Annotated in this window: 24 protein-coding genes and 1 tRNA gene; 13 read left to right on the top strand and 12 right to left on the bottom strand. The window is 64.7% G+C overall.

Annotated features, from left to right (window positions below; genetic code table 11):
- Positions 1-67: 67 nt before the first annotated feature.
- The 3 genes from CXR02_RS08075 to CXR02_RS08065 all read right to left on the bottom strand — a co-directional run bounded on the left by CXR02_RS08075 (position 68) and on the right by CXR02_RS08065 (position 3,144).
- Positions 68-1,129, bottom strand: coding sequence for a tRNA (adenine-N1)-methyltransferase (locus CXR02_RS08075; protein WP_104061484.1), 1,062 nt, complete (start codon positions 1,127-1,129; stop codon positions 68-70).
- Positions 1,130-1,243: 114 nt separating this feature from the next.
- The gene (locus CXR02_RS08070; RefSeq protein ID WP_104061483.1) at positions 1,244-2,410 is read right to left on the bottom strand and encodes a site-2 protease family protein; all 1,167 of its coding nucleotides are present in this window, start codon (positions 2,408-2,410) and stop codon (positions 1,244-1,246) included.
- Entirely contained in the window at positions 2,407-3,144 is a 738-nt protein-coding gene (locus CXR02_RS08065) for an HAD family phosphatase (protein WP_104061482.1), read from the bottom strand. The genes CXR02_RS08070 and CXR02_RS08065 overlap by 4 nt, the downstream gene beginning before the upstream one ends.
- Before the next feature lie 150 nt (positions 3,145-3,294).
- Between CXR02_RS08065 and CXR02_RS08060 the strand changes: the two genes are divergently transcribed.
- Entirely contained in the window at positions 3,295-4,200 is a 906-nt protein-coding gene (locus CXR02_RS08060; RefSeq protein WP_056339966.1) for a PAC2 family protein, read from the top strand.
- On the opposite strand, the gene mshC is transcribed toward CXR02_RS08060, so the two are convergent.
- Together mshC and CXR02_RS08050 are read right to left on the bottom strand one after the other, a co-directional pair.
- Entirely contained in the window at positions 4,197-5,474 is a 1,278-nt protein-coding gene (mshC, locus tag CXR02_RS08055; RefSeq protein ID WP_104061481.1) for a cysteine--1-D-myo-inosityl 2-amino-2-deoxy-alpha-D-glucopyranoside ligase, read from the bottom strand. The two genes, CXR02_RS08060 and mshC, sit on opposite strands and share 4 nt — an antisense overlap.
- Before the next feature lie 15 nt (positions 5,475-5,489).
- Positions 5,490-6,323, bottom strand: a complete 834-nt coding sequence (locus CXR02_RS08050) for an undecaprenyl-diphosphate phosphatase (RefSeq protein WP_104061480.1) — start codon at positions 6,321-6,323, stop codon at positions 5,490-5,492.
- A 50-nt stretch (positions 6,324-6,373) separates the two neighbouring features.
- Between CXR02_RS08050 and CXR02_RS08045 the strand changes: the two genes are divergently transcribed.
- Positions 6,374-7,309 (top strand): aldo/keto reductase, encoded by a 936-nt coding sequence (locus CXR02_RS08045; RefSeq protein ID WP_104061479.1) that lies wholly within the window; start codon positions 6,374-6,376, stop codon positions 7,307-7,309.
- Between the two features lie 56 nt (positions 7,310-7,365).
- On the opposite strand, the gene CXR02_RS08040 is transcribed toward CXR02_RS08045, so the two are convergent.
- Positions 7,366-7,632 carry a hypothetical protein gene (locus CXR02_RS08040; RefSeq protein ID WP_056339953.1) on the bottom strand — a complete coding sequence of 89 codons (267 nt, stop codon included), beginning with the start codon at positions 7,630-7,632 and terminating at the stop codon, positions 7,366-7,368.
- 39 nt (positions 7,633-7,671) lie between these two features.
- Between CXR02_RS08040 and CXR02_RS08035 the strand changes: the two genes are divergently transcribed.
- The gene (locus CXR02_RS08035) at positions 7,672-7,905 is read left to right on the top strand and encodes a DUF5703 family protein (RefSeq protein WP_056339951.1); all 234 of its coding nucleotides are present in this window, start codon (positions 7,672-7,674) and stop codon (positions 7,903-7,905) included.
- Between the two features lie 50 nt (positions 7,906-7,955).
- Here the strand turns inward: CXR02_RS08035 and CXR02_RS08030 are convergent, their stop codons facing one another.
- A complete protein-coding gene (locus CXR02_RS08030) occupies positions 7,956-9,116 on the bottom strand; it encodes an acyl-CoA dehydrogenase family protein (protein ID WP_104061478.1) in 1,161 nt (386 codons plus the stop codon).
- A gap of 12 nt (positions 9,117-9,128) precedes the next feature.
- A complete protein-coding gene (locus CXR02_RS08025) occupies positions 9,129-10,433 on the bottom strand; it encodes a M20/M25/M40 family metallo-hydrolase (protein WP_104061477.1) in 1,305 nt (434 codons plus the stop codon).
- 172 nt (positions 10,434-10,605) lie between these two features.
- Here CXR02_RS08025 and CXR02_RS08020 point away from each other — a divergent pair.
- The 4 genes from CXR02_RS08020 (at position 10,606) to CXR02_RS08000 (ending at position 12,817) form a co-directional block, all read left to right on the top strand.
- Positions 10,606-10,688 (top strand) — tRNA-Leu (locus tag CXR02_RS08020).
- A 102-nt stretch (positions 10,689-10,790) separates the two neighbouring features.
- Entirely contained in the window at positions 10,791-11,687 is an 897-nt protein-coding gene (locus CXR02_RS08015) for a Rid family hydrolase (protein ID WP_146072490.1), read from the top strand.
- 9 nt (positions 11,688-11,696) lie between these two features.
- Positions 11,697-12,311: a hypothetical protein gene (locus CXR02_RS08010; RefSeq protein ID WP_258060868.1), complete on the top strand. Its 615-nt coding sequence runs from the start codon at positions 11,697-11,699 to the stop codon at positions 12,309-12,311.
- A gap of 203 nt (positions 12,312-12,514) precedes the next feature.
- The gene (locus CXR02_RS08000) at positions 12,515-12,817 is read left to right on the top strand and encodes a DUF4193 domain-containing protein (protein WP_056339942.1); all 303 of its coding nucleotides are present in this window, start codon (positions 12,515-12,517) and stop codon (positions 12,815-12,817) included.
- 100 nt (positions 12,818-12,917) lie between these two features.
- Here the strand turns inward: CXR02_RS08000 and CXR02_RS07995 are convergent, their stop codons facing one another.
- The gene (locus tag CXR02_RS07995) at positions 12,918-13,382 is read right to left on the bottom strand and encodes a GatB/YqeY domain-containing protein (RefSeq protein ID WP_104061475.1); all 465 of its coding nucleotides are present in this window, start codon (positions 13,380-13,382) and stop codon (positions 12,918-12,920) included.
- A 127-nt stretch (positions 13,383-13,509) separates the two neighbouring features.
- Here CXR02_RS07995 and CXR02_RS07990 point away from each other — a divergent pair, with 127 nt between their 5' ends.
- The 4 genes from CXR02_RS07990 to CXR02_RS07975 all read left to right on the top strand — a co-directional run bounded on the left by CXR02_RS07990 (position 13,510) and on the right by CXR02_RS07975 (position 17,658).
- Entirely contained in the window at positions 13,510-14,244 is a 735-nt protein-coding gene (locus CXR02_RS07990) for a M50 family metallopeptidase (RefSeq protein ID WP_104061518.1), read from the top strand.
- 10 nt (positions 14,245-14,254) lie between these two features.
- A complete protein-coding gene (locus CXR02_RS07985; protein ID WP_104061474.1) occupies positions 14,255-15,364 on the top strand; it encodes a glutathione S-transferase family protein in 1,110 nt (369 codons plus the stop codon).
- 38 nt (positions 15,365-15,402) lie between these two features.
- Positions 15,403-16,512 (top strand): serine hydrolase domain-containing protein, encoded by a 1,110-nt coding sequence (locus CXR02_RS07980; RefSeq protein ID WP_104061473.1) that lies wholly within the window; start codon positions 15,403-15,405, stop codon positions 16,510-16,512.
- Positions 16,513-16,605: 93 nt separating this feature from the next.
- Positions 16,606-17,658 (top strand): aromatic acid exporter family protein, encoded by a 1,053-nt coding sequence (locus CXR02_RS07975; protein ID WP_104061472.1) that lies wholly within the window; start codon positions 16,606-16,608, stop codon positions 17,656-17,658.
- Here CXR02_RS07975 and CXR02_RS07970 read toward each other — a convergent pair.
- Genes CXR02_RS07970 through CXR02_RS07960 form a run of 3 tightly spaced genes read right to left on the bottom strand, consistent with a single transcriptional unit; the run spans position 17,655 to position 21,295 of the window.
- Positions 17,655-18,581, bottom strand: coding sequence for a MaoC/PaaZ C-terminal domain-containing protein (locus tag CXR02_RS07970; protein WP_104061471.1), 927 nt, complete (start codon positions 18,579-18,581; stop codon positions 17,655-17,657). The two genes, CXR02_RS07975 and CXR02_RS07970, sit on opposite strands and share 4 nt — an antisense overlap.
- A complete protein-coding gene (locus CXR02_RS07965) occupies positions 18,578-19,918 on the bottom strand; it encodes a 3-oxoacyl-ACP reductase (protein WP_104061470.1) in 1,341 nt (446 codons plus the stop codon). The genes CXR02_RS07970 and CXR02_RS07965 overlap by 4 nt, the downstream gene beginning before the upstream one ends.
- 9 nt (positions 19,919-19,927) lie before the next feature.
- Complete coding sequence (locus CXR02_RS07960; RefSeq protein WP_104061469.1) at positions 19,928-21,295, bottom strand: acetyl-CoA C-acetyltransferase; 1,368 nt, start codon at positions 21,293-21,295, stop codon at positions 19,928-19,930.
- Between CXR02_RS07960 and CXR02_RS07955 the strand changes: the two genes are divergently transcribed.
- A complete protein-coding gene (locus tag CXR02_RS07955; RefSeq protein WP_104061468.1) occupies positions 21,294-22,049 on the top strand; it encodes a TetR/AcrR family transcriptional regulator in 756 nt (251 codons plus the stop codon). The genes CXR02_RS07960 and CXR02_RS07955 overlap by 2 nt on opposite strands.
- 53 nt (positions 22,050-22,102) lie before the next feature.
- Positions 22,103-24,235: an acyl-CoA dehydrogenase gene (locus tag CXR02_RS07950; RefSeq protein WP_104061467.1), complete on the top strand. Its 2,133-nt coding sequence runs from the start codon at positions 22,103-22,105 to the stop codon at positions 24,233-24,235.
- The last annotated feature ends 64 nt before the right edge of the window (positions 24,236-24,299 follow it).

Below are 24,299 nucleotides of genomic sequence, written 5' to 3'. Positions count from 1 at the left end.
CCTGCTCTTCTTCTTAAGACCTTAGCCCCAAGTTGGCAGGTACTGCTGGAGACTCCCGAAATGTGGACTAGTTCGTGATCTCCGGTTCGTCCTTGACGTTGGTTCCGGCAATGGCATCGCGCGCGGCCCGGCGCAGCTTCTTGTCCGAGACGAGGCGTTCGCCGACGGCACCGGGTGTCCAGGCGTTGACATCTTCTTCGTTGAAGCCAGTCTTGGAGGGACGGCGCTTGACGGAGATGCCGGTGACGCCGTCGGCAAGCCGGCGGGTGACCAGCAGGAAGCCGGTGTGGGCCACCATGCGGTGGTCCGGACGGACAGCCAGGCCCTCAAGGTGCCACCCGCGGACCATGGACTCCCAGGCGTCGGGTTCGGTGAAGCGGCCATCAGCCCTGATGGCCTCCGCGGTCCGGGAGAGCTGGGTGACCGTGGCAACGTAGTTGATCCAGACGCCGCCGGGTGCGAGGACAGTGGCGACGGCATCAAGGCACTCCCAGGGAGCCAGCATGTCCAGCACGACACGGTCCACGGATCCGGGTGCCTCGCTGCGGACTACTTCCTCCTGGAAGTCGCCCAGGGAGATCCTCCACGCCGGGTGCGGGCCGCCAAAGATGGTTTCCACATTCCCACGGGCGATGTCCGCAAATTCCTCACGGCGCTCGAAGGAGTGGAGGTAGCCGTTGTCGCCAACGGCCCGGAGCAGCGAGATGGACAGCGCTCCGGAGCCAACGCCGGCTTCAACAACCCTGGCGCCGGGGAAGATATCGGCCATGGTGACGATCTGGCCGGCGTCCTTCGGGTAGACCACGGCGGCGCCACGCGGCATGGAAAGGACAAAGTCCGAGAGGAGCGGGCGCAGCGTCTGGTACTGCTGGCCGACGTTGTTCACGACGACTGAGCCATCTGCTTTTCCGATGATCTCGTCGTGGTTCAGGAAGCCGCGGTGCGTGTGGAAGGCGCCGCCGCTTTCAAGAGAGATCGTGTTCATGCGGCCGCGCTCGTCGGTCAGCTGGACCCGTTCGCCTTCACGGAAAGGCCCGCGTCGGCGGGCAGCTCCCACCGGCTGGGTGCCATTGGCGGCAACACCGGTGGTGGTTGGTGCTGCGGCTTCGGCGGCAGTTTCGCTGCTCATGGATTCTTCCTCGCTCCTGTAAAACTGTGGGGCCACGCATCGAAATAGGTCCGCCGGGTGTGGCGCAGGCCTCCGGGCGGCCACGCGGCGGCAATGCACGGCCGGCACGTAACTCTACCGGCTTTGACCCTGAGGATGCCTATTTGACGGGTCAGCCTTGCCGGTGATGGCGGCCACCACCACGTTCTGCGCCAGAAGGCCGGTGACCGTGCCGTGATGGTCCACCACGGCATATTCGTGACCGTCCAGCTGGGAAAGGTACTGGATCAGTTCCTGCCCCTGGGACGACTCAGGTACGTAGGCTCCCGCCGCGAGGGCATAGGACACTGCCGTGGCAGGCGTGGAGCCGGCGGCGTAGTCAGGAACCGCGGCGAGGGCACCGGGATCCACAACACCCTGCGGGCGTCCATCCGGCCCGCAGACCACAACGGCGCGGGAACCGTTCGGTGACAGCCTGCGGATGTCCGCCACCACCGCGGTGGCCGGAATACCGACGGCGGGAGCCGCCAGGGCAGCGGCGCTGACCAGATGCATCCTTCCGCGCAGGGTGCCCTGTTGGATTGCGGCGCTGGCACCCATCCAGAGGAAGCCGCCAACGAGGACGGTGATCATCAGGAGGCTGATATCTGGTGTCTCACCGGCCAGCAACGGCCGGGCAATGAACCAGAAGCCCAGCGCCACCACGATGACGCGGCCGGCCCAGCCGGCGGCGACGGTGCCTTTGGCCTGGCTCCCGGTTGCTTTCCAGACGGCCGACTCAACGATCCTGCCCCCGTCCAGCGGGAGTCCGGGCAGAACATTGAAGATGCCGATGACGAAGTTGGCCCACATAAAGATGTTCGTGAGTATTTCGGCCACGGTGCCCATGCTGGTGGTGGAGAGGACCACCCAGGCGCCGCCGGCGAGGACCAGGTTGGCAGCCGGCCCTGCCAGCGCCACGATTACCGAACGCGCCGGCGTCGCCGTGAAATTCTCAAACTGGGTGTGGCCGCCCCAGAGATTCAGCACGATCTTCTGCGTGGGCCAGCCGTAGATCTTGGCCGTGAGGGCGTGCGCCAGTTCGTGGACCAGGACCGAGATCAGGAGCAGCAGGGCGTACGCGAACGCCATGTAGTAAGCGGAAATGCCCAACACCGGATTCTGCTCCAACAGCAGGGGCCCGTAGACAATGACGGTAAAGGCGGCGATCACAAACCACGAGTAGGCCAGAATGACCGGGATTCCGGCGATCCTGCCGAGCGGTATTCCTTCGCGGCGGGCGGGGGCGGGCGCGGAACTCATGACGGGCTCCCCGTCACGAGCATTGCAGATCCAGCCGCCGCGGCGGCCAGGCTGCCCGCGGCGATGGCCTCCAGCTCGGAAACGGTGCGGCCGGCCAGGGATTCCCAGGTGGTGTGCCTGGGATCGTCGGGGATCGGGACAATGTGCGGAATGGCGACGGTGGCGACGCCCGAGGCCACAGCAGCAGCCACTCCCGGCGCGGAGTCCTCCAGGGCGACGCAGTGATCCACGGTCAGGTCCGGGTCCGCTTCCTGAAGCAGCTCCACTGCCTTCAGGTATGCTTCCGGGTGCGGCTTGCCCTGGGTGACGGTGTCCCCCGTGACCAGGAACTCGAAGTAAGGCTTAGGCAGGCTCGCGACAATTTCGCGGGCCAACGGCTCCTCCGACATGGTCACCAGCGCGCATCGTACTCCGGCGACGTGCAGGTCATCCAGCAGTTCCCGCGCCCCGGGACGCCAGGGAACAGAGTGCCGGACGCTCCTGATGACCTCAGAGGTTAGGGTGTCGATGATCTCCCGGCGCTCCAGCCGGACACCGGCTGCCTGCAGGATTCCGGCCGAATACGTCAGCGACTGACCCACTAGCTGCATGGCCTGCCTGTGTGACCAGGTGCCGCCATGCGCTTCCACAAGGGCGTGCTCCGCGGCAATCCAGTAGCGTTCAGTGTCCACAATGGTGCCGTCCATATCCCAAAGAACGGCTCTGAGCGGGGAAACGGAGGGTAGGGATCGCATGTTCCCAGTCTACGGGGCGTACCTGAACGCCAGCCGGTGGATACGCCCTCGGCGAATATCAGCATTGCCTTCGGGCGCGTGCGCGCCCCGGCGCACTTTTTGGCCCTTCATTCAATGCGTCGCGCCGGTTCTTGGACGTAGGGTGATGAGATGAATAGCTTCGACGGAGACACCGCGGAACCGGGTGCCGCACCTGAACCGGAGCAGTTCCTGCTGCCAGTGGCGGACGGGGAGCGCATTACTGTGATGCTGGCCGCATTTGAAGGCTGGAACGATGCCGGCGAAGCCGCCAGTGATTCCTTGCGCTACCTGAACAGGGTTTGGGGCGGCAAGAAGGTCGCGTCCATTGACGCCGACGAATACTACGATTTCCAGTTCACGCGTCCTACGGTCCGCAGGAACGCCTCGGGGGAACGCAAGATCAAGTGGCCCTCCACACGGATCTACAAGGCCAGTGCGCCGGATTCGAACGTGGACGTCATTTTCGTCCAGGGCATTGAGCCGTCCTACAAGTGGCGGGCCTATACGGCGGAACTGCTGGTCCACGCCGAAGCGCTGAAGGTGGACTACGTGGTCCTGGTGGGGGCCCTTCTGGCAGACGTTCCGCACAGCAGGCCGATTCCGGTCAGCACCTCCTCTGACGACGCTGTGTTGCGGGAACGCCTCAACCTTGAAGCATCCCAGTATGAAGGTCCCGTCGGCATCGTCGGAGTACTGTCCGAAGTGTCCCTCCTGGCGGGCCTTCCTACTGTTTCCCTCTGGGCAGCCGTCCCGCATTACGTGGCCCAGGCCCCGTCACCCAAGGCGCAGCTGGCTCTCCTGCACCGGGTCGAGGAATTGATCCAGGTCCCGCTGGACACGCACGAACTGGCGGAAGAGGCAGCTGCGTGGGAGCGCGGCGTCGATGAGTTGGCTACCGAGGATCCGGAGATCGCCGCGTACGTCCGCCAGCTGGAGGAGGCAAAAGATACGGCCGATCTTCCGGAGGCGAGCGGTGAATCCATCGCGCGGGAGTTTGAGCGCTATCTCAAGCGTCGGGGCCGGGACAAGCCCTAAAGTACGACGCCGAGCAACGCGTCCAGGGCGTCCCTGACTAGGGCCTGATCGTGCTGGCTGCCCGCCGCCGCGGCGGAGTCCGCCGAGGCAGCCCAGCGGTCAACAGCTTCCAGGGCGGCAGGTGCGTTCAGGTCAGATGCAAGGGCGGACCGCATTTCTGCGATCAGGCCGGACGCCGATCCTTCCGGGGCAGTGGCGAGGGCGCTGCGCCACGCCGCCAGCCGGTCCTTCGCGGCCTCAAAGCCGTCAGCGGTCCAGGACCAGTCTGAACGGTAATGGTGGGCCAGGATGGCCAGGCGGATGGCTGCCGGATCTTCTCCCTCGGCCCGAAGTTTGGACACCAGGACCAGGTTGCCCTTGGACTTGCTCATCTTTTCGCCGTCCAGGCCCACCATGCCGGCGTGGGCATAGTGGTGGGCCAGCGGCACTTCGGCGAGGGAATAGGCGTGACCGGCGCCCATCTCGTGGTGCGGGAAGATGAGGTCAGAGCCGCCGCCCTGGACAGTGAAGGGAGCCGGCAGGTAGCGCTGGGCGATGACCGTGCATTCGATGTGCCAGCCAGGCCTGCCCTGGCCCAGCTCGCCGCCCGGCCAGCTGGGCTCGCCGTCACGGGCAACCCGCCAGAGCAGGGGGTCCAGGGCCTGCCGCTTGCCGGCCCGGCCCGGGTCTCCGCCGCGTTCGGCGAACAGTTCCAGCATTTCGGCTTCACCGAGGCGCGATATCGAGCCAAGGGTCCAGGCGTCCGGCGCGACCGACTGCTTGCCGGCAGCTTCGACGTCGTAGTAGACGTCGCCGTCGGGCTCCCCTGCCGTACCAGGGACGCGGTAGGCCAGCCCTAGCCGGACCAGCCGTTCGATGGCCGGAACAATGATGTCAACTGATTCAACGGCACCCACATAGTGGTCCGGCGAGAGGACGTTCAGGGCCTCCATGTCGGTCTGGAAGAGTTCAATCTGGCTCGCGGCCAGGTCCCGCCAGTCCACACCGGTGGCAGTCGCGCGCTCCAGCAGGGGGTCGTCGACGTCGGTGACGTTCTGGACGTAGGAAACCTGCTGGCCGGCGTCACGCCAGGCCCTGTTCAGCAGATCAAAGGCCACGTAGCTGGCCGCATGGCCCATGTGGGTTGCGTCGTAGGGAGTGATCCCGCAGACGTACATGGATTGCTCTCCCCCGGACCGGAGCGTGACCTCACTCCCCATAGCGGTGTCGAACAGCCGGATGGCAGGCATGGCGCCGGGCAGCGCAGGGACAGGGCGGGAGGTCCAGGATTTCACAGCCTAAGCCTACGGCTAGGCGCTGATGACATTGAAACCGAGCAAGAGATACAGGGCCAGGCCCAGGAAGATCCGGTACCAGACGAAGAGCCGGTAGCTTCGGGTGGAAATGAACTTGAGGAACCAACCGATGATCACGTAGCCCACCACCAGGGCGATGACGGTGGCCAGCGCCGTCTCCGGGAGGCCGTAGGGGCCGGTAATGCCTTCCTTGGAGACCACTTTGTACAGCTGGTAAAGGCCGCTGCCGAACACAGCCGGGATAGCCAGGAGGAACGAATACCGCGCGGCGGCTTCGCGTGTGTAGCCCATCAGGAGACCCGCGGTGATGGTGCCGCCGGATCGCGACACACCGGGAATAAGAGCCAGGGCCTGGGCGAAGCCGTACAAAATGCCGTGTTTGTAGGTGAGCTGTGTGAGGTCTCGGTCCTGCTTTCCGATCGCGTCGGCCACGGCCAGAAAGAGCCCGAAGACGATCAGCATGGTGGCGACGAGCCACAGGCTCCTCAGCACCGACTCGATCTGGTCCTGGAACAGCAGACCCAGCACGATGATGGGGAGGCTGCCCAGGATCACCAGCCAGCCCATGCGGGCATCCGGGTCCTGCCGGGAGACTCTTCCGGTCAGCGATCCCGCCCAAGCCTTGACGATCCGCACGATGTCGCGCCAGAAGTAGATCACCACCGCCGTTTCGGTGCCAAGCTGCGTGATGGCGGTAAACGCGGCTCCGGGATCGGATGCGTTAGGCAGGAACTGCCCCACAATCCGCAGGTGCGCGCTCGATGAAATCGGTAGAAATTCGGTAAGTCCCTGCACTAGGCCCAGCAGGGCCGCCTCAAACCAGTTCACGCTAAGACCCTACGTCATGGATACTGTTGATTCCCCGTAAGCTTGCAGCTATGCAGCAGCGTTACGTCGGCAACAGTGGATTGCGAGTCTCCGCCCTTTCCCTCGGCACCATGTCCTGGTCCGGCGATACCGACGAACAGGACGCCTCGGAGATATTGCGGACATTTATCGATGGTGGCGGAAAACTCATAGATACCGCGGCGTCTTACTCCGAAGGCCGCGCCGAGGCGATGATCGGCTCCCTCCTGGGTGACGTCGTCTCCCGCACCGAAGTCTGCATTTCCACCAAGGCGGGCATGACGACGTCGGAGGGCCGGCGCACGGTGGACACGTCACGTAACGCGATGCTCACCGGCCTGGACGCAAGCCTGGCGAGGCTGGGGACTGACTACGTGGATATCTGGTTTGCCCAGGCATGGGACGGCAACGTTCCGCTGGACGAGACCCTGTCCGCGCTTGAATTCGCACTCCGGAGCGGCCGCGCCCGCTATGCGGGGATCTCCGACTTCAACGGGTGGCAAAGCGCCAAGGCAGCGGCGGTGGCCGGATTTCCGCTCGTAGCCGCGCAGGCTGAATATTCGCTCCTGCAGCGAAAGGCGGAAGCGGAACTGGTTCCCGCCGTCGAAGATGCCGGCCTGGGACTGATGGCCTGGGCTCCGCTGGGACGCGGCGTCCTGACTGGCAAGTACCGCGGCGCCATTCCCGCCGGTTCCCGGGCGGCAAGGACAGACTCCGCACCCTACGTAGAGCCGTATCTGGAGGCGCTGCCGTCCAGCGTGGTGGAAGCCGTGGCCATGGCGGCCAAGGGCCTGGGCCGGACACCGCTGGATGTCTCGCTGAGCTGGCTGTTGTCCCAGCATGGCGTGGCCACGGCCATCGTGGGGCCCAGGACTCCCGTGCAGGCGAAAGAAATCATGGCGGCCCAACTGACCAGGCTGCCGCCCGAAATTGCCCGCGCTCTCGAGGACGTTTCCCTGCCCGGCTGACACGCCGTTCAGGGCCGCGGCGTTAGGTCGTTGCCCGCAATGGCGGCGTGGAGTTCTCAGTCCTCGAGGATTTCCAGGTCCTCGTCGTCATCGATGCCGGCTTCATCGTCCTCGTCTTCTTCATCATCGAAGACCTGAAGGGGTGTAACTTCGCTGTAAGCCTCGTAGAGTGCGTCTTCATAAACCTCGAAAGCATCCGCGACCGCAAAAAAAGCCGCTTCCACCGCGGGATCGCCATCTCCACGCCGGTTGGATGCTGCTATAAGGTGTTCTTCCAAGGCGGTTGTCAAGGACTGAAGCGCGACACGCGGATCGATGCTCATGCCTTCACGTTAGCCGGAAAAGGACGAAAATGGAGAGCAATGAAGGAACATTTTCTCACCAGCTCGGTCCAGCGCGAACGGGACATTCTTAGGCAGTACGAGTACCTCGTTCTGACGGTCAGCCCTGACGATTCGCTGCCTGACGCCAGGCGCCGGCTTGTGGAGCATTCCGAGTACGGCAAGTGGGAGCTGGAACGCAGCAAGCTGTATTTGGGCGGCGGCAGGCGCTTCTGGCTCCGCCGCCGGGTGATGCAGGTCCAGCGGACCGTATAAGGATTAGCGGGCCAGCGGACCGTGTAGGGGTAACGGGCCAGGGGCCTGTTTCAGTCCTCCAACGGACCCAGCCACGCGTTCGCCACCGTGTTGTGCGCCGACTCATCGTCTGATGGGTGGAACATCCCCGCCAGCACGTCCCGGTACAGGCGTTCAAGCTCCGACCCACGAAAGTAGCTGGAGCCGCCACTCACCCTGATGGCCAGGTCCACAACGCGGCGGGCCGTTTCAGTTGCATTGACCTTCAGCCCCACAAGTTTGGGAAACCATTGCGGCCCGTGCTCAACGAGCGCATCCACATCGCGGCTGACGGTCAGCAGCTGGGGGTAGAGGTTATCCATGGCCATGGCGGCCTCCGCGATCTTCCAGCGGATATCCGGATCCTGCGCATAGCTGCGGCCGGCGTTCTTGAAGGACGTGCGGCGCTTAACGGCCTCAACGCCCAGGTTCAGGGCACGTTCGCCAATGCCGGTGTACACGGCAGCCAGCAATGTCTCGAAGCACGCGAAGATGGCAAAAATCAGCGGATCGGCGTTAGGTCCCACTGGGAGTTTGCGGAAGATCCTCTCCGGCGGGACCTCGACGCCGTCCAGGACGGTGGTGTTCGACTGGCTGGCCCGCATGCCCAGCGTGTTCCAGTCATCCAGGATGACGTAGCCCGCGGCCTCCCGGGTGATGAACCCGTGCACCAGCTCCCCTTCGCCGTCCCTTGCCTGGCCGTCCTTGCCGAAGATTCCCAGCCGGGTCCAGGCGGGCGAAAGACTCGTGAAGATCTTAGTACCCGTGAAGCTGTACGCCCCGCCCGGCAGGGGAACGGCTGCCGTTCTGGAATCAAAAAGTACCGAATCGTTGCCGGCTTCGGAATTGCCGAAGGCGAAGATCTCGCCCTGGGCGGTCTCCTGCAGGACGAAGCCAAGGGAATGGTCGCCCCGTGCGGCCAGGACGTGGGCGACGCCGGTCCAGACCAGGTGCATGTTGATGGCCAGGGCGGTGGCCGGGGCCGCCGTTGCCAGCCGCCGCTGGCACTGTGCTGCCGCTTCCAGCCCAAGCCCCAGGCCGCCGTCGGACGCCGGCACAAAGAGCCTGAGGTAGCCGGCGGCGGTCAGCTCTTCGAGGTCTTCAAAGAAGAAGGTGTTGTCCCGGTCATAGCCCGCAGCACGGCCGCGGATGGCCTGGAGCAAGGGCTCCGGCAGGACTTCCTCGGGAGTCATGTCCGGGCCGGCTCAGTAATTGGTGAGGAGCGTGTTGAGCACCCGGGCGCCGAACTTCAGCGAATCCACCGGAACCCGCTCGTCCACACCGTGGAACATCCCGGTGAAATCGAGATCATCGGGCAGCTGGAGGGGAGCGAAGCCGTAGCCGGTGATACCGAGCCGGCTCAATGATTTGTTGTCCGTGCCGCCGGAGAGCGTATAGGGAAGCACTTTCGCCCCCGGATCCTCGGTGTGCAGGGCGTCGATCATGGAATCCACCAGGTTTCCGGCGAACGGGACCTCAAGCGAGACGTCGCTGTGAACGTAGCTGACGTCGACACCCGAACCGGCAAGCTCCCGCACGACCTCCAGCACGTGGTCCTGCTGGCCCGGGAGCGTCCGGCAGTCCACCAGGGCCTCAGCCGATTCGGGGATGACGTTGTGCTTGTAGCCGCCCTTGAGCAGCGTGGGATTGGTGGTGTTCTGCAGGGTTGCCCCCACAAAGCGCGCCACGGTGCCGAGCTGGTCGAGCAGGCGGTCCGGATTATCGGGATCGAATTCCACGCCCGTGAGTTCGGTCACGCCGTCCAGGAACTGCCGCGTAGTGGGCGTCAGCTCAATCGGCCACTTGTATTCGCCGATCCGGGTTACCGCCGCAGCCAGCCGGGTGACGGCGTTGTCCGTATTGATCTGGGAGCCGTGGCCAGCCCGGCCGTGCGCCACCAGCCGGAGCCAGGAGATGCCCTTCTCAGCCGTCTGCAGGAGGTAGGTGCGCTGCCCGCCGATGGTTGCCGAGAAGCCGCCTACCTCCGAGATGGCTTCGGTTGCGCCTTCGAAGAGCTCGGGCCGCTTGTCGACCGCGTAGCGGGCGCCGTACTCACCGCCGGCTTCCTCGTCGGCGAAGAAGGCAAAGATAATGTCGCGCTTGGGCTTGCGCCCGGATCTGGCCAAATCCCGCATCACAGCGAGGATCATGGCGTCCATGTCCTTCATGTCCACGGCTCCGCGGCCCCAGATGAGTCCGTCTTTGAGCTCCGCGCCAAAGGGATCCACCGACCACTGTTCACGCAAGGCGGGCACTACATCGAGGTGCCCGTGCACCACCAACGCGCTGGCGGACGGATCCTCACCGGCCATCCGGGTCACAACACTTGCGCGGCCGGGCGCCGACTCGAAGATCTCGGCTGCGAGTCCTACTTCCTCGATGAGCCCGGCCGTGTATTCCGCGGCCACCCGCTCCCCCGGACCCGAGCCGTCACCGTAGTTCGAGGTATCTATCCGGATGAGTTCCTGGCAGATCCGGACAACTTCATCCTCGGCACGGATGTCAGACATAGAAACTCCTTGGGCAGTGGGAAGGCTGCAAACAACCTGCGTTCTCGTGTGCCCTCAGCCTACCCATCAGCCCCGATTCCATGTTTTCGGAAAGTTCGTGTTAGAGTTTTTCTCGCTGCTTCGGAGAAAAGCGAAACGCTGAAAGGCGGAAACGATCTCCGAATTACCACCTGCGCGGGTGGCGGAATGGCAGACGCGCTAGCTTGAGGTGCTAGTCCTCGAAAGGGGGTGGGGGTTCAAGTCCCCCTCCGCGCACAAATGGGAAAACCCCTGAAATCCACGGATTTCAGGGGTTTTTTCTGTTTCCGCGCAGGCGAGGCCCGCTTTCCGGGGGAAGCAAAGCACTACGGTACAAACATGACTACGGAAAACGCCAAGGCACCCGTCCGCCAGCTCCGCCTCGTTGTCGAAGCCGAGGACTACGAGGCTGCACTCACCTTCTACCGAGACGTCCTCGGCCTCCCCGAGCAAGAGGCCTACGAGGGAGAGGGGGACGCGCGCGTCACAATTCTTGATGCCGGGCGGGCGACGCTTGAGCTGTCCAACCCCGCCCAGGTGAAACTCATCGACCAGGTGGAATCGGACGGGCAGCCCAGCGCCAGACTCCGGGTAGCCTTCGAAGTGGACGATACGGCGGCCGTAACAGCAGATCTTGTGAACGCAGGAGCAGAACTGATCGCCACCGCGCGGATAACTCCCTGGCAGTCCTTGAACTCCCGGCTTGCAGCGCCGGCAGGCCTTCAAGTGACGCTGTTCCAGGAGCTCGAACCGATAACGGATCGGCAAACAGGCCAGACTTCAAAAAACCCTGAGCCCCTGCGGGCTGTGCTGAACGCTGAGGAGATCGTGTCTGCCCATCACTTCAGCCCCAACCTTCATCAGTCGCCTGCCCCGTTTTCGCATCTCGTACGCCATGGAGACACCGCCTACACAGCCGGGATCATTGGCCAGAGCCCTGACGACGGTAGACTTGTCGGCCCGGGGATTGAAGAGCAGTGCGAGTCTATGTTCAGCAACCTGGAGACGCTGCTGACTGATGTGCATCTTTCTCTGGCCCACGTCCTGCGCACCACCATTTACCTGACCGACTACGACGACTTCCATATCATCAACGCTGCCTATGCCCTTCGCTTTCCTAAGCCATTCCCTGCGCGTACAACCCTCCACGTGGCCGGACTTCCACTCGGAGCGCGCGTGCAGATCGACGCCGTCGTGGCCGCGGGCTCATGCTTCAAGTCTCCGTCGACGGCCTAAGCTGGAGCCGTGAATCCAACCCCGCCGCCCGGCCCGCTTGAAGTCGTCGTCCACTCCGGGCCGGCCGACTGGTGGGTAATCCTTGCCGGGCTTGGCCCCTTGGCTGTCCTGGTCGCGGCCCTGCTGGCCTTCTACATCAACTGGCGCACCCTGACCCAGCGCACGTCAGCGGATAAAATAGCGCTGGACCAGAAGCGCGAAGCCGACGAGCAGGCGCTCCGGCAGAAGACCGAGGCGGACAGCCGGGCGGAATGGTGGCGACGCACCCAGTGGGCCCTGGACCGCGCCCTGGATCAGGATGAAGGAACCAAGGCCTTGGGGCTTGCGACCTTAAACGTCCTCGCAGGCAGTGAGCTGGCCCGTGCCGAGGAACTTGAACTGTTCGACGCGGCGTGGGAGTACGTGCCTGGCGGGGACGACAGTGACTGGACCGTGAGCGCAGGGTCCCCTGAACACAGGGACGCCCACGCACGCGCGAATGCCGCCTCTGCGCCGGACAGGAAGGTCACCCCTGCCAAGCACCGGGTTCAGGTGGCCGCCGCCCGGCTGCGCGTGACGCTCGACGAGCGCCTGGGGCGGATTACCCCGCCTCAGACCACGGCCTTGGCTGAGGAACTTGACTAGGTCTCGCGGCTGGGCCGCCGTGCGCTGGCTTTCAGCCCCGGGCACCATGGTGCCCAATGTCACCCGACACCGATCCCAGCGGGTGTCCGCACGGAAATATTGGCGCCGCAAAGAAATTTTCTTGCCAGGCTATTGGGGAATACCCGCCGGATGCTGTACGTTGCATACGCGACAGACGAACCAAAGAAAAGAGATACACCTAAGTGGCAACCGATTACGACGAACTTCGCTCCGACGTCAAGGAGTCGCAGGACAACTCACTCGAGGCACTGCAGTCCGCCAATGCTCCGGACGCCCGCAGCGTCGTCCTCGAGCTCGATGAGGCCGACGGGCTGGATGGCGCCGGCGTTCCGGGAGGCGAATTCGTTGCCGAGGAACTGGTCGTGCAGGTTATCCCGCAGGCTGAGGACGAGTTCACGTGCTACTCCTGCTTCCTGGTCCGGCACCGCTCCCAGATTGCGCGGCAGAAAGACGGACACAGCTACTGCACTGACTGCGAAGGCTGATTCAAAGAAACCCGGAAACTCTTCCGTGGCGGCCGAGTTCCGCCAGCAGGAAGTTAAGGCACGCCCACGTTTAGTAGGCGTGCCTTTCCTGTTAACTGGCTCAGGCGAGACGGCTGCGGACGATCTCGCTGACCGCCTTGCCGTCGTAGCGTCCGGCGACTTTGGCCGTGACAGGCTTCATCACGGCGCCCAGCTGACGCATTCCGGGCTCTACGCCTTCGTTCCGCAGCCTGCCAATGGTCTCGTCAACAATCGCCTCGACTTCGGCTGTTGTCAGCGGCTGCGGCAAGTACGCTTCTATGATTTCGGCCTCGGCGATCTCGGCCGCGGCCCGCTCGGATTCTCCGGCTTCCATATAGATCCTTGCGGTGTCACGTCGCTTTGCAGCCTCTTTCTGCAACAACGAGGTCACCTGGGCGTCGTCCAGGACAATGGGCGTCTTTCCCGACTTCTCCCGTGTTTCGATCTCGCCCAGGACATTACGCACCGTTGTCAGGGCGGTTTTGTTCCGCTCCTTCATGTGCACCACAACATCAGCGTGCAGGCGTTCCTTCAAAGTGGTCACGGCATTCCTCGATTCGTTGAGCGCCCCAAGGCGGCAGGGCGGCAGGACAGTGGTGAACCATCCCTCTAGTACCGTAGAGGGCTATGGCTGACAATCACTACTCCCGGCCCGGCGGGAAACGACCTTGATTCCCGAGCAATTGTGGCAACGGATCGTTGAAGCCTTCAGCCGCGCCGCCATCCCCCAAGTCACGGTGGCCGAATTGGCTGTGGTGCTGGCGCTTGCAACTGCATTGTCCATCCCCCGTGCCACCTGGAAGTACTTTGGGCTCCTGGCCACCGCCACGCACGAACTCGGCCATGCTTTCGCCGCCGTCATGAGCGGCCAAAGACTGAGCGGGATCCGGCTCCGGTTGGACCACTCAGGCACAACCACCAGTTACAGCCGGGGCAAGGCCGCCGCCGTCTGGTCTGGATTCTGGGGCTATCCTGTACCTGCCCTGACCGGCGCTGCCCTGGTCACCTGCGGTTTTGCCGGCTGGGGTCCGGCCGTCTTGGCCACAGGCACCCTTGTACTCCTGGTTTCGCTCGTGTTCATCAGGAACTTCGCGGGGCTGCTGATCACAGGCCTTGCCGTCGCAGGCGGCGGCGTGCTGGTCCTGGTTGTGCCCAGCAGCTTCACCGGCCATGTTGCAGTCGTGCTTGGCGTGGCCCTGCTTGTGGCCGCCGTCCGGGATCTCGCGAAGCTCACCAATGTGCACCTGCGGCGCCGTGACAGGCTGGCCAGTTCCGACGCGTATATCCTATACCGCGCAACGTCCATACCCTCCGGCATCTGGATCGCGCTCTTTTTCGCCGTTATTGCCGGCTCCTGGCTGGTCGCCTGGCAGCCCATCTCGGCAATCCTGACCGCCGGAGCCTAGGCTGGTCCGCATGAGCCAGGAATCTTCGAGCGGGCCACAGGCCACGAATGCCACCGCTGCCGACAGCACGGACACCAGCACCGAACACAGCACCCTGGGCGCCTATGTGACAGGCGGTGCCGAGTTCAACCGGGACACGAATTACATTGAGGACCGGATCACCCACGACGGCCGCCCCGGCGTCAACAGCGAGCCGGGGTGGCCAGTGGAAGCTGGCCGGTACCGGCTGATTGCGGCGCGGGCATGCCCCTGGGCGAACCGGGCCGTGATTGTGCGTAGGCTCCTCGGCCTGGAGGACTCCATCTCGCTTGGCCAGCCCGGCCCTACCCACGATGCCCGGTCGTGGACTTTTGACCTCGATCCGGGCGGTGTGGACCCTGTGCTTGGCATCGAGCACATCCAGAGCGCCTATTTCCGGCGCTTCCCGGATTACCCGCGCGGCATCACGGTGCCAGCGGTCGTTGATATTGCCAGCGGCGCGGTGGTCACCAACAACTTCCCTCAGATCACCCTGGACTTTGCCACCGAATGGACCCGTTTCCACCGGGTCGGAGCGCCTGACCTTTACCCGGAACACTTCCGCGCCGAAATTGACTCCGTCAATAAGCGCGTCTTCACCGAGGTCAACAACGGCGTCTACCGCTGCGGCTTTGCGGGCTCCCAGGATGCCTACGACTCGGCCTACACCAGGCTGTGGGCCGCGCTCGACTGGCTCGAGGAACGCCTCACCGGACAGCGGTACCTCGTGGGTGACACCATCACGGAGGCGGATGTCCGCCTGTTCACCACCTTGGCCAGGTTCGATGCCGTCTACCACGGGCATTTCAAGTGCAACCGGCAGAAGCTGACCGAACTGCCGGCCCTGTGGGGCTACGCGCGGGATCTTTTCCAGACTCCCGGTTTCGGAGACACGATCGATTTTGTCCAGATCAAACAGCACTATTACATCGTCCACGAGGACATCAATCCCACCCGGATGGTGCCGCAGGGTCCTGATCCGGCGGGCTGGCTGGAGCCCCATGGCAGGGAACCGCTGGGCGGCCGGCCGTTCGGTGACGGCACTCCCCCGGGGCCGGTGCGCCCCGGCGAAGAAGTTTCCCCCGGCCATGGAGCGGTTTAGGATCGGGAAAGCGCTTGCTAACCGGTTAGGCCAGCCCCATGCAGAAATCTTTTGGCTTTGCAGCACCCGGTTATGAAGGCGTTTTGGATCTGTTTGAGGCCCTTCTCGCCGCGGATCCGCAGTACAGCGCCCAACTGGCGGCCTACCGGGACGGCGTGAAGATCGTGGACCTGTCCGGCGGGCCCCACATCACCGCCGATTCCGTCACGGGGGCGTATTCAGTTTCCAAGGGCGTGGCGGCGCTGGTGATCTCGCTGCTCGTCCAGGACGGGCGGCTGGACCTTGACCGGACGGTGGCGCACTACTGGCCCGAGTTTGGTTGCCATGGCAAGGACCGCTTGCTGGTGCGTGAAGCCCTGTCCCATCAGGCCGGACTGCTGGGAGTCGAGGGAGGCATCGCCCTGGACGAATTCACCACCTCCCTGGCCGCGGCAAGGTTGGCTGCGTCGAGCCCCGCATGGCGTCCCGGCAGTTGCTTCGGATACCACGCCCTCACCATCGGAATCATTATGGAGGAACTCTGCCGGCGGGTCACGGGAACCAGCCTGCAGAGCCTCTATGAGCAGCGCATCCGCATGGCCTACGGCATCGACTTCTTCCTGGGACTGCCCGAAGAGCTGGAACCGCGCTACCGTGACGTCCTCTACGACGTCGATCCCCTTCAACCATGGCTGGATCCGCTGAGCCTGGATGGGCTTAACAGCAACGCGGCAGCCAGCACAATCATGGAACTTCCCAATCAACGGGCCGTCCGCGCCGCGGGGATGAGTGCCGCCGGCGGTGTGGGTACGGCAGAGGGCCTGGCCAGGCTCTACGCCGCGGCCATCACCAGTGTGGACGGCCGGGACCCCTTGTTGACCCCTAAGACTGTCAGCGCCATGTCCCAGGAGCATGTGTGGGGCCTGGACCGCCTGTCCGGACTGGACAACGCCTTTGCCGTGGTCTTTATGAAGCCACACGTGTCGCGGAATTTCGGCAGCCACCGCGCCTTCGGCCACGAAGGAGCCAACGCTGCCCTGGGGTTTGCCGATCCCGCGTACGGGCTCGGCTTCGGATACATCCCGCAGCGGGCCGAGGACGGACGCAGCCAGGGCAAAGCTCATCGGCTGGCTGCGGAGGTCCGGCGGGCCGCGTCTACCTTGTCGTAACAATCGGCTGCACCTAGTGTGGGGCTGATGGGTGACACTCAAACGCAGCCGCAGGGCCGGCCCTCCGCTGGAACCCGAATCCTGCGGAATTCGGTGGCCGGTCTCTCGTCGGCATTCACAGTACAGCGCCTGCAGCTGGCGGCGAAGGCAGCTCTGGCCGCCGGCGTCGCTTTCGCCATTGCTCCCCTGATGCCGGGATCTGCTGCCGAGTATCCGTACTACGCGCCGCTCGGCGCCCTGGTGTCGATGTACCACAACGTGGCCGGATCCTTCCGGCAGGGTCTCCAGGCGCTCGTCGGACTCGCCCTGGGTATTGGGCTCGCCTTCGCGCTGGTTAGTGTCGGTGATCCGTCACCACTGTCTGTTGCGGTCGTTATGGGACTCGGCGTGCTGCTCGGCGGTCTCCCCCGCATCGGCACGGGCAGCGATTGGATTCCGACGGCGGCGCTGCTGGTCCTGCTGGTGGGGGGAAGCAACCGGGACGACTTTTCCTTCGGCTACCTCATCCAGATGGGCGTCGGCGTCGCCGTGGGCATTGCCGTCAACTTCCTGGTCTTTCCTCCCCTGCACTTCGACGCGGCGGCCACCAGCCTGGGCAAACTCCGGCTGGCCCTCGGGCGGCAACTGACTGACATGGGAACGGCCTTGACTGAAACGTGGCCTCCCGAGCATGAGGACTGGTCCCGCCGGTCCGCCGAGCTGGCCGGAGCAGCCAGCACGGTCCGCCATCTCGTGCAGGAGGCTGACGCCAGCCGGCGGGCCAATCCGCGCCGGCGGCTCCATCCCCGCGATGTGGATCTCGATTACCGCAATCTTCGTGAGCTGGAGCGGGTGACGTTCCACATCCAGGACATGACAGAAGTCCTGTCCGATGTCATCTGGACAGACGACGCACCTTATACGGTGCCTTTCAACGACAGTGCGCCCCTGGCCGCGGCCATGACCGCCACCGGCGAACTCCTGGCCTCGTTCGCCGGCGAGGATGAAGCAGACCAGCGGCGGCTGTTCGCTGCCGCAAAGTCAGCGGTGGAGGCCGGCATGGCAACGGTTGCGGAGCGGGCCCAGGAGGATTCGGCCGTGACAGCGTCCGAATCCATCCTCCTGAGCCTGCACCGTATCCTCAGGGCTGTGCGGCCGGCGTCCTAGAGCGGTGCCACGGAGCCGCTGAAGTAGCGGCGGCCGGAGCGGGGGTTCCACGCCACAAATTCGGCCCGCTGCCAGCCTTCGCCAGGCGTCTGTGCCGTGGTGATATCCAGGGCGGTGATAGCCAAGGCAACGCGGGCAGGAAGGAATACTGGAGCCTCGAACGTGACATCCCACGTGAACGATTCGCCCTTGGCCGGCCCGACATCCGCGAGGGCCCTCGAGGCAAGGTACATCCCGTGCGCGATAGAGCGGCGCATGCCCAGGGCCTTGGCAGAAAGCACGCTCAGGTGGATGGGGTTGAAGTCGCCTGAAACGGCGGCATACGCCCTTCCCGTGTCGACCCCCAAATGCCAAATCGCGGTGGGGTCCGGAGGCGTGAAATCGGCCTGTCCGTTGTGGGGCGTTGGCTTGTCGATGCCGGGGAGGAACACACCCTTGGCCAGGTAGGAGGAGCGCCCGGTCCATTTGATGTCCGGCGTATCCGCTCCACGGATCTCTGCCACAACGTCAAGTTGCGTGCCCGCCCGGTGGCCCCGGAGGTTCTCAACCCTGGCCTGGATGTCCAGGGATTCTGTGAAGAGCACCGGCGACCTCTGCTCCACATGGTTGCTGAGATGGACCATGCCCAGGAGTGGCAGCGGGAAATCGTCGCGGTTCATGACACTCATGGCCAGCGGGAATGCCAGTGCGTGGAGGTATCCGGCCGGCAGGGTGTCCCTGGCAGTCAGTCCGATGAGGTGCTGGTAGGCGGTGAGGTTGCCGACGTCGGCCCTTACCCCGCGCACTTCGTGGCTAGTGACCGGAAGGTTTGATCCGTTGTGCGTGCCCAAGACGCGCCGCCGCGCGGTCTGCGCGGCGGCATTGACGTAGAGCTTGGACAGGGACGGCATCTCCCCCAGGATGACCGGCTGGACAGTACTCATGCCCCCACCAGGTTCTGTCCGCAGATCCGCAGCACGTCGCCGTTAATGCCCCCGGCGGCGTCGCTCGCCAGAAAGGCAATGGCCTCCGCGACGTCGGACGGTTGGCCACCTTGCTGAAGCGAATTCAGCCGTCGTCCCACTTCGCGGACAGCAAACGGGATCCGTGCTGTCATGTCAGTTTCGATGAATCCGGGCGCCACCGCGTTAATGGTCCCGCCGTTCGCCGCCAGAAGGGGCGCAGAAGCGCGCACCATACCCATTACGCCGCCCTTGGACGCCGCGTAGTTGGTCTGGCCGCGGTTGCCCGCAATGCCGCTGGTGGATGCCACCGAGACAATCCGTGGTGAATTACGGAAGTGCTCGGAAGCAAGGAGCGCTTCGTTGATTCTGAGCTGGGCGGCGATGTTGATGTTCAGGACGGAGGTCCAGCGGCCGTGGTCCATATTGGCGAGCAGCTTGTCCCGGGTAATTCCTGCGTTGTGGATGACGATGTCCAGACGGCCGTGACGCTGCACGGCGTGGTCGATGATCCGCTGGCCGGCGTCTGCGCTGCTGATATCCAGTTGAAGCGCCGTGCCGCGGACTTCGTTGGCGACGGCGGCCAAATGGTCCCCGGCTGCTGGGATGTCTACGAGCACCAGGGTGGCCCCGTCCCGGTGGAGGGTACGGGCAATAGCTGCCCCGATGCCGCGGGCGGCGCCGGTGACCACGGCAACCTTGCCGGCGAGCGGCTTCTCGAAGTCCGGGGGCAGCTGGCCCTGCTCGGTTGAGACAGTCAGGAACTGGCCATCCACGAATGCCGACCGGCCGGACAGAAAGAACCGCAGGGCGGCCAGGGCGCTGGGGCTGGTGCTCTGGACACCTTCTGCCAGGACGATGCCGTTCGCTGTTGCGCCGGCCCGGAGTTCCTTGGCAAGCGACCGCAGGAAGCCATCCACGCCTTGCCGGGCAGCCGACTGTGCCGGGGACGCGGTTTCGGCGGCCGGCCGGGAGATGGCGATGACGCGGGCGCTGGGGCCGAGATCACGCAGTGAGGCCGCGGCAGACAGCACAGGCTTTTCAAGATCCTCGGGCCGGGTCAGCTCATCCAGGACCAGAATGATCGCGCCAAGTTTTTCGCGGGGCACGGCGTGGCGCCGGACGTCCAGGTCCCAGGAGAGCAGCTTGGCGGCCAGTTCGTCGGCACCAGCGGTGTTGCCCTGGACGAGGACGGGGCCGGTGACCAGGGGCTGGCCCGGCTTGAAGCGGCGCAGCACGGCAGGCTGGGGCAGGCCCAGCCGTTTGGCGATGTTCTTGCCTACGCCCTGGTTGACGAGCGTGGTGTATTTATCCGTCATCCGGTGCCCCTAGAGTGCTTCGAGTATCGCGACGACGCCCTGGCCGCCGGCAGCGCAGATGGAAATAAGTCCGCGCGCAGGCCTTCCCTCGACGGTGCCTTTGGCCTGCAGCATCTTGGCCAGCGAGGCCACGATGCGTCCGCCGGTGGCTGCGAACGGGTGGCCCGTGGCCAGGGAGGAGCCGTTGACGTTCAGCTTGGTGCGGTCGATGCTGCCGAAGGCACCTTCAAGTCCCAGCCGGGTGCGGCCGAACTCATCATCTTCCCAGGCGGCCAGGGTGCTCAGGACAGTCCCGGCGAAGGCTTCGTGGATCTCAAAGAAGTCGAAGTCATCCAGCGTCAGTCCGTTGCGGGCCAGCAGCCTGGGGACCGCAAACGCGGGAGCCATAAGGAGTCCGTCCTTGCCGTGGACGAAGTCCACAGCGGCAGCTTCACCATCCACGACGGTGGCGAGCTTCGGAAGGTCATGGGCATCAGCCCAGTCATCGGATGCGAGCAGGACCGTGGAGGCCCCGTCGGTCAGCGGTGTGGAGTTTCCCGCCGTCATGGTGGCCGCGGCGCCGAGGCTCTTCCCGAAGACGGGTTTGAGTGTAGCCAGCTTCTCCAAAGTGGTGTCCGCCCTCAGGTTGGAGTCCTTGGCGAGGCCTCGGTATGGCGTCAGGAGGTCATCGAAGAATCCTGCGTCATACGCGGCGGAAAGGTTGCGGTGGCTGTTGAGAGCCAACTCATCCTGCGCCTCGCGCGAAATGTTCCATTGCGCGGTGGTCAGCGCCTGATGCTCGCCCATGGACAGGCCGGTGCGTGGCTCCCCTGTACTCGGAGCATCGGGGGCCAGGTCCTTGGGCCGCAGGCGGCTGAGTACCTGCAGGCGCTGGGGCAGTGTCTTGGCGCGGTTGAGGTCCAGGAGTATCTCGCGGAGGCCTTCACTGACAGCAATGGGGGCATCTGACGCCGAGTCGACACCACCGGCGATGGCGGAATCGATCTGGCCCAGTTTGATCTTGTTGGCCAGGCCCAGAACCGTTTCGAGGCCGGTGGCGCACGCCTGCTGCAGGTCGTAGGCGGGAGTTTCCGCCGACAACGCCGAGCCCAGGACTGCCTCGCGGGTGAGGTTGAAGTCGCGGGAGTGCTTGAGTACGGCCCCCGCCGCAACCTCGCCGATCCGCTCATCTTGGAGGCCAAACCTGGCGATAAGACCGTCCAGTGCGGCAGTGAGCATGTCCTGGTTGGAAGACTTCGTGTAGGCCCCGCCGGACCGGGCAAACGGGATCCGGTTACCACCCACAATTACGGCCCGGCGGACTGGACGCGCCGCGCCGGAAGTCGTGGGGCTGGCGAATTCGTGGGGTCCGGTGCCGGACGGTCCATTGACGGACATGGGTGACTCCTCTGATCTGCGACGGTTACCGATACCCAGCGTACCTGATACGCTGAGTATCGTGAACAACCTCCACCCAGAAGTCCAGGCGCCGGCCACCGGCGCAATTGCCGACGGCCGTTCGGCCCGCTGGCAGACCCACCGGGAGGAACGACGCCGGGAGCTCATCAAGTCCGCACGCCGCGCGGTCCACGCGCTGGGCAGCGATGCCTCCATGGAGGAGATTGCAGCGGCCGCCGGCACCTCAAAGTCGGTCTTCTACCGCTATTTCGGCGATAAGGCAGGACTTCAGCACGCCGTCGGGGAAGTTGTCCTGAGCCAGATGCAGCGCAAGATCCGCGAAGCGGCGCAGGGTGCCCAGACTCCTCGGGAAGGGCTGCTGGCCATGATTTCTGCCTATCTCCAGATGGCGGAAACCAGCCCCAATGTCTACAGTTTCGTCACCCGCTATGCGCCGGTGGATGCGGAAAGCCACCAGGGATCGGCGGCCATTTCGGGAGCCCTTGGCCACTTCTTCGACTCCATCGCTGAGATGATCGCCGCGCCAATGCGGACCCACCTCGGCGAAGGCAAGGAAGCGGTGATCGGCTACTGGCCCACGGCGGCCATCGGCCTGGTCCGAAATGCCGGTGAGCAATGGCTCAGCACGCCGGCTTCGGCGGCGAAGCCGGACCAGGAAGCCATGGCCCGCCAGATCACGGCCTGGTTATGCGTGGGGATCGCCCCCGAGCTTAGCCCCGCCAGCGCGGCATGATTCCGCCCCAAGAACCTCACACCCTCCTGTCAGAACCAACGAAGGACATTGACATGACCGAAGTAGTGGACCGCCCCACCGGCCCGGACGCCGCCGTAACGAATACAGCCGCTGCGGGCCCAGCGGCCACCAGCCCCAGCGCCAACGATGGCTCGGCTGTGCAGCCCGCCGTCGACGTTGCCGCCCTCGGCGAGCAACTCCTGGGCAAATGGGCGGACTCCCGTCGCCAATCCCGCGCGCTGGCCAGTGACCCTGCACTGCACAAAATTGAAGGACTGACGCACACCGAACACCGGACGCGAACCTTCGGCCAGTTGAAGTACCTCGTGGACAACAGCGCCGTACACCGGGCCTTCCCGTCGGCGCTGGGCGGTTCCGATGACCACGGCGGCAACATCGCGGCGTTCGAGGAACTGGTCACCGCCGACCCGTCCCTGCAGATTAAGGCTGGTGTCCAGTGGGGCCTCTTCGGCTCGGCCGTGATGCACCTGGGCACGCAGCAGCACCACACCGACTGGTTGCCAGGCATCATGAGCCTGGAGATTCCCGGCTGCTTCGCCATGACGGAGACCGGTCACGGTTCCGATGTGGCCAGCATCGCCACCACCGCGACCTACGACGTCAAAACCCAGGAATTTGTGGTCCACACACCGTTCCGCGCTGCGTGGAAGGACTACATCGGCAATGCAGCCATCGATGGCCTCGCCGCTGTTGTGTTCGCCCAGCTCGTGACAAATGGCGTCAACCATGGCGTGCATGCCTTCTACGTTGACCTCCGGGACCCCCAGACCAGGGAGTTCATGCCCGGGATCGGTGGGGAGGACGACGGAGTCAAGGGCGGCCTCAACGGGATCGACAACGGCCGGCTGCATTTCGACAACGTCCGCATCCCCCGCACGAACCTGCTGAACCGCTACGGCGATGTGGCACCGGATGGGACCTACACGTCGTCGATAGCCAGCCCAGGCCGCCGCTTTTTCACCATGCTGGGAACCCTCGTCCAGGGCCGTGTGTCCCTGGACGGCGCCGCCGTGGCGGCGTCGAAGGTCGCCCTGACAGCAGCCATCCGCTACGCCACCGAACGCCGCCAGTTCAACGCGTCATCGCACACTGACGAAGAGGTCCTCCTGGACTACCAGCGCCACCAGCGGCGCCTGTTTACCCGGCTGGCCACCACGTATGCCGCGGGCTTCGCGCACGAGCAGCTCCTCCAGAAGTTCGATGATGTGTTCTCCGGTGCCCACGACACCGATGAGGACCGGCAGGACCTGGAGACCCTCGCCGCAGCCCTGAAGCCGCTGAGCACCTGGCACGCACTGGACACCCTGCAGGAATGCCGTGAGGCGTGCGGCGGGGCGGGCTTCCTGATCGAAAACCGCTTCGCCTCCCTCCGCGCGGACCTGGACGTCTATGTCACGTTTGAGGGCGACAACACCGTCCTGCTCCAGCTTGTGGCCAAGCGCCTCCTGGCCGACTATGCCAAGGAGTTCAGGAATGTCGATTTTGGCGTCCTGGCCCGCTACGTGGTGGCTCAGGCAACGGGCGTGGCGATCCATCGCACCGGCCTGCGGCAGGTGGCACAGTTTGTCGCCGATACCGGATCAGTCCAGAAGGCTGCCATTGCGCTCCGGGACGAGGAAGGCCAGCGCGCCCTCCTGGCGGACCGCGTCCAGACCATGGTGGCCGACGTCGGGGCGGCCCTGAAGGGCGCCAGCAAGCTGCCCGTCGAAAAAGGGGCGGCCCTCTTCAACCAGCACCAGAACGAGCTGATAGATGCTGCCCAGGCCCACGCGGAGCTCCTGCAATGGGAGGCGTTCACGGCGGCCCTGGAAGACGTCACGGACCCCGGCACCAAGCGGGTCCTGACCTGGCTGCGCGACCTGTTCGGCCTGTCCCTGATCGAAAAGAACCTGTCCTGGTACCTGATGAACGGCAGGCTCTCCATGCAGCGGGCACGCACGGTGGGTGACTACATCAACCGGCTCCTGGTCAAGATCAGGCCCCACGCCCTGGACCTGGTGGACGCCTTCGGGTACGGCGACGAGCACGTGCGCGCATCGATCGCCACCGGTGCCGAGAAGACCCGGCAGGACGAGGCCCGCGCCTACGTCAGGGCACAGCGGGCCAGCGGCAACGCGCCCGTCGACGAAAAAGTGCTACTGGCGCGCACAACTACCTCCCGATAAAGCAACGCGAGGTCAGTTCAGGCCCCTCCGACACCCCGGAATGGGCACTATGTGACCCCGCGTT

The organism is Arthrobacter sp. 4R501, from assembly GCF_002929755.1.
In the GTDB taxonomy this organism is placed as follows: Bacteria; Actinomycetota; Actinomycetes; order Actinomycetales; family Micrococcaceae; genus Arthrobacter.
This window is presented reverse-complemented; position numbering and strand designations above follow the sequence as displayed.

Bases quoted from the DNA above. Each gene is read 5' to 3' on its own strand.
- CXR02_RS08075 (WP_104061484.1), bottom strand. From the start codon at position 1,129: ATGAGCAGCGAAACTGCCGCCGAAGCCGCAGCACCAACCACCACCGGT.
- CXR02_RS08070 (WP_104061483.1), bottom strand. From the start codon at position 2,410: ATGAGTTCCGCGCCCGCCCCCGCCCGCCGCGAAGGAATACCGCTCGGC.
- CXR02_RS08065 (WP_104061482.1), bottom strand. From the start codon at position 3,144: ATGCGATCCCTACCCTCCGTTTCCCCGCTCAGAGCCGTTCTTTGGGAT.
- CXR02_RS08060 (WP_056339966.1), top strand. From the start codon at position 3,295: ATGAATAGCTTCGACGGAGACACCGCGGAACCGGGTGCCGCACCTGAA.
- CXR02_RS08045 (WP_104061479.1), top strand. From the start codon at position 6,374: ATGCAGCAGCGTTACGTCGGCAACAGTGGATTGCGAGTCTCCGCCCTT.
- CXR02_RS08040 (WP_056339953.1), bottom strand. From the start codon at position 7,632: ATGAGCATCGATCCGCGTGTCGCGCTTCAGTCCTTGACAACCGCCTTG.
- CXR02_RS08035 (WP_056339951.1), top strand. From the start codon at position 7,672: ATGAAGGAACATTTTCTCACCAGCTCGGTCCAGCGCGAACGGGACATT.
- CXR02_RS08030 (WP_104061478.1), bottom strand. From the start codon at position 9,116: ATGACTCCCGAGGAAGTCCTGCCGGAGCCCTTGCTCCAGGCCATCCGC.
- CXR02_RS08025 (WP_104061477.1), bottom strand. From the start codon at position 10,433: ATGTCTGACATCCGTGCCGAGGATGAAGTTGTCCGGATCTGCCAGGAA.
- CXR02_RS08015 (WP_146072490.1), top strand. From the start codon at position 10,791: ATGACTACGGAAAACGCCAAGGCACCCGTCCGCCAGCTCCGCCTCGTT.
- CXR02_RS07985 (WP_104061474.1), top strand. From the start codon at position 14,255: ATGAGCCAGGAATCTTCGAGCGGGCCACAGGCCACGAATGCCACCGCT.
- CXR02_RS07980 (WP_104061473.1), top strand. From the start codon at position 15,403: ATGCAGAAATCTTTTGGCTTTGCAGCACCCGGTTATGAAGGCGTTTTG.
- CXR02_RS07970 (WP_104061471.1), bottom strand. From the start codon at position 18,581: ATGAGTACTGTCCAGCCGGTCATCCTGGGGGAGATGCCGTCCCTGTCC.
- CXR02_RS07965 (WP_104061470.1), bottom strand. From the start codon at position 19,918: ATGACGGATAAATACACCACGCTCGTCAACCAGGGCGTAGGCAAGAAC.
- CXR02_RS07955 (WP_104061468.1), top strand. From the start codon at position 21,294: ATGGGTGACTCCTCTGATCTGCGACGGTTACCGATACCCAGCGTACCT.
- CXR02_RS07960 (WP_104061469.1), bottom strand. From the start codon at position 21,295: ATGTCCGTCAATGGACCGTCCGGCACCGGACCCCACGAATTCGCCAGC.
- CXR02_RS07950 (WP_104061467.1), top strand. From the start codon at position 22,103: ATGACCGAAGTAGTGGACCGCCCCACCGGCCCGGACGCCGCCGTAACG.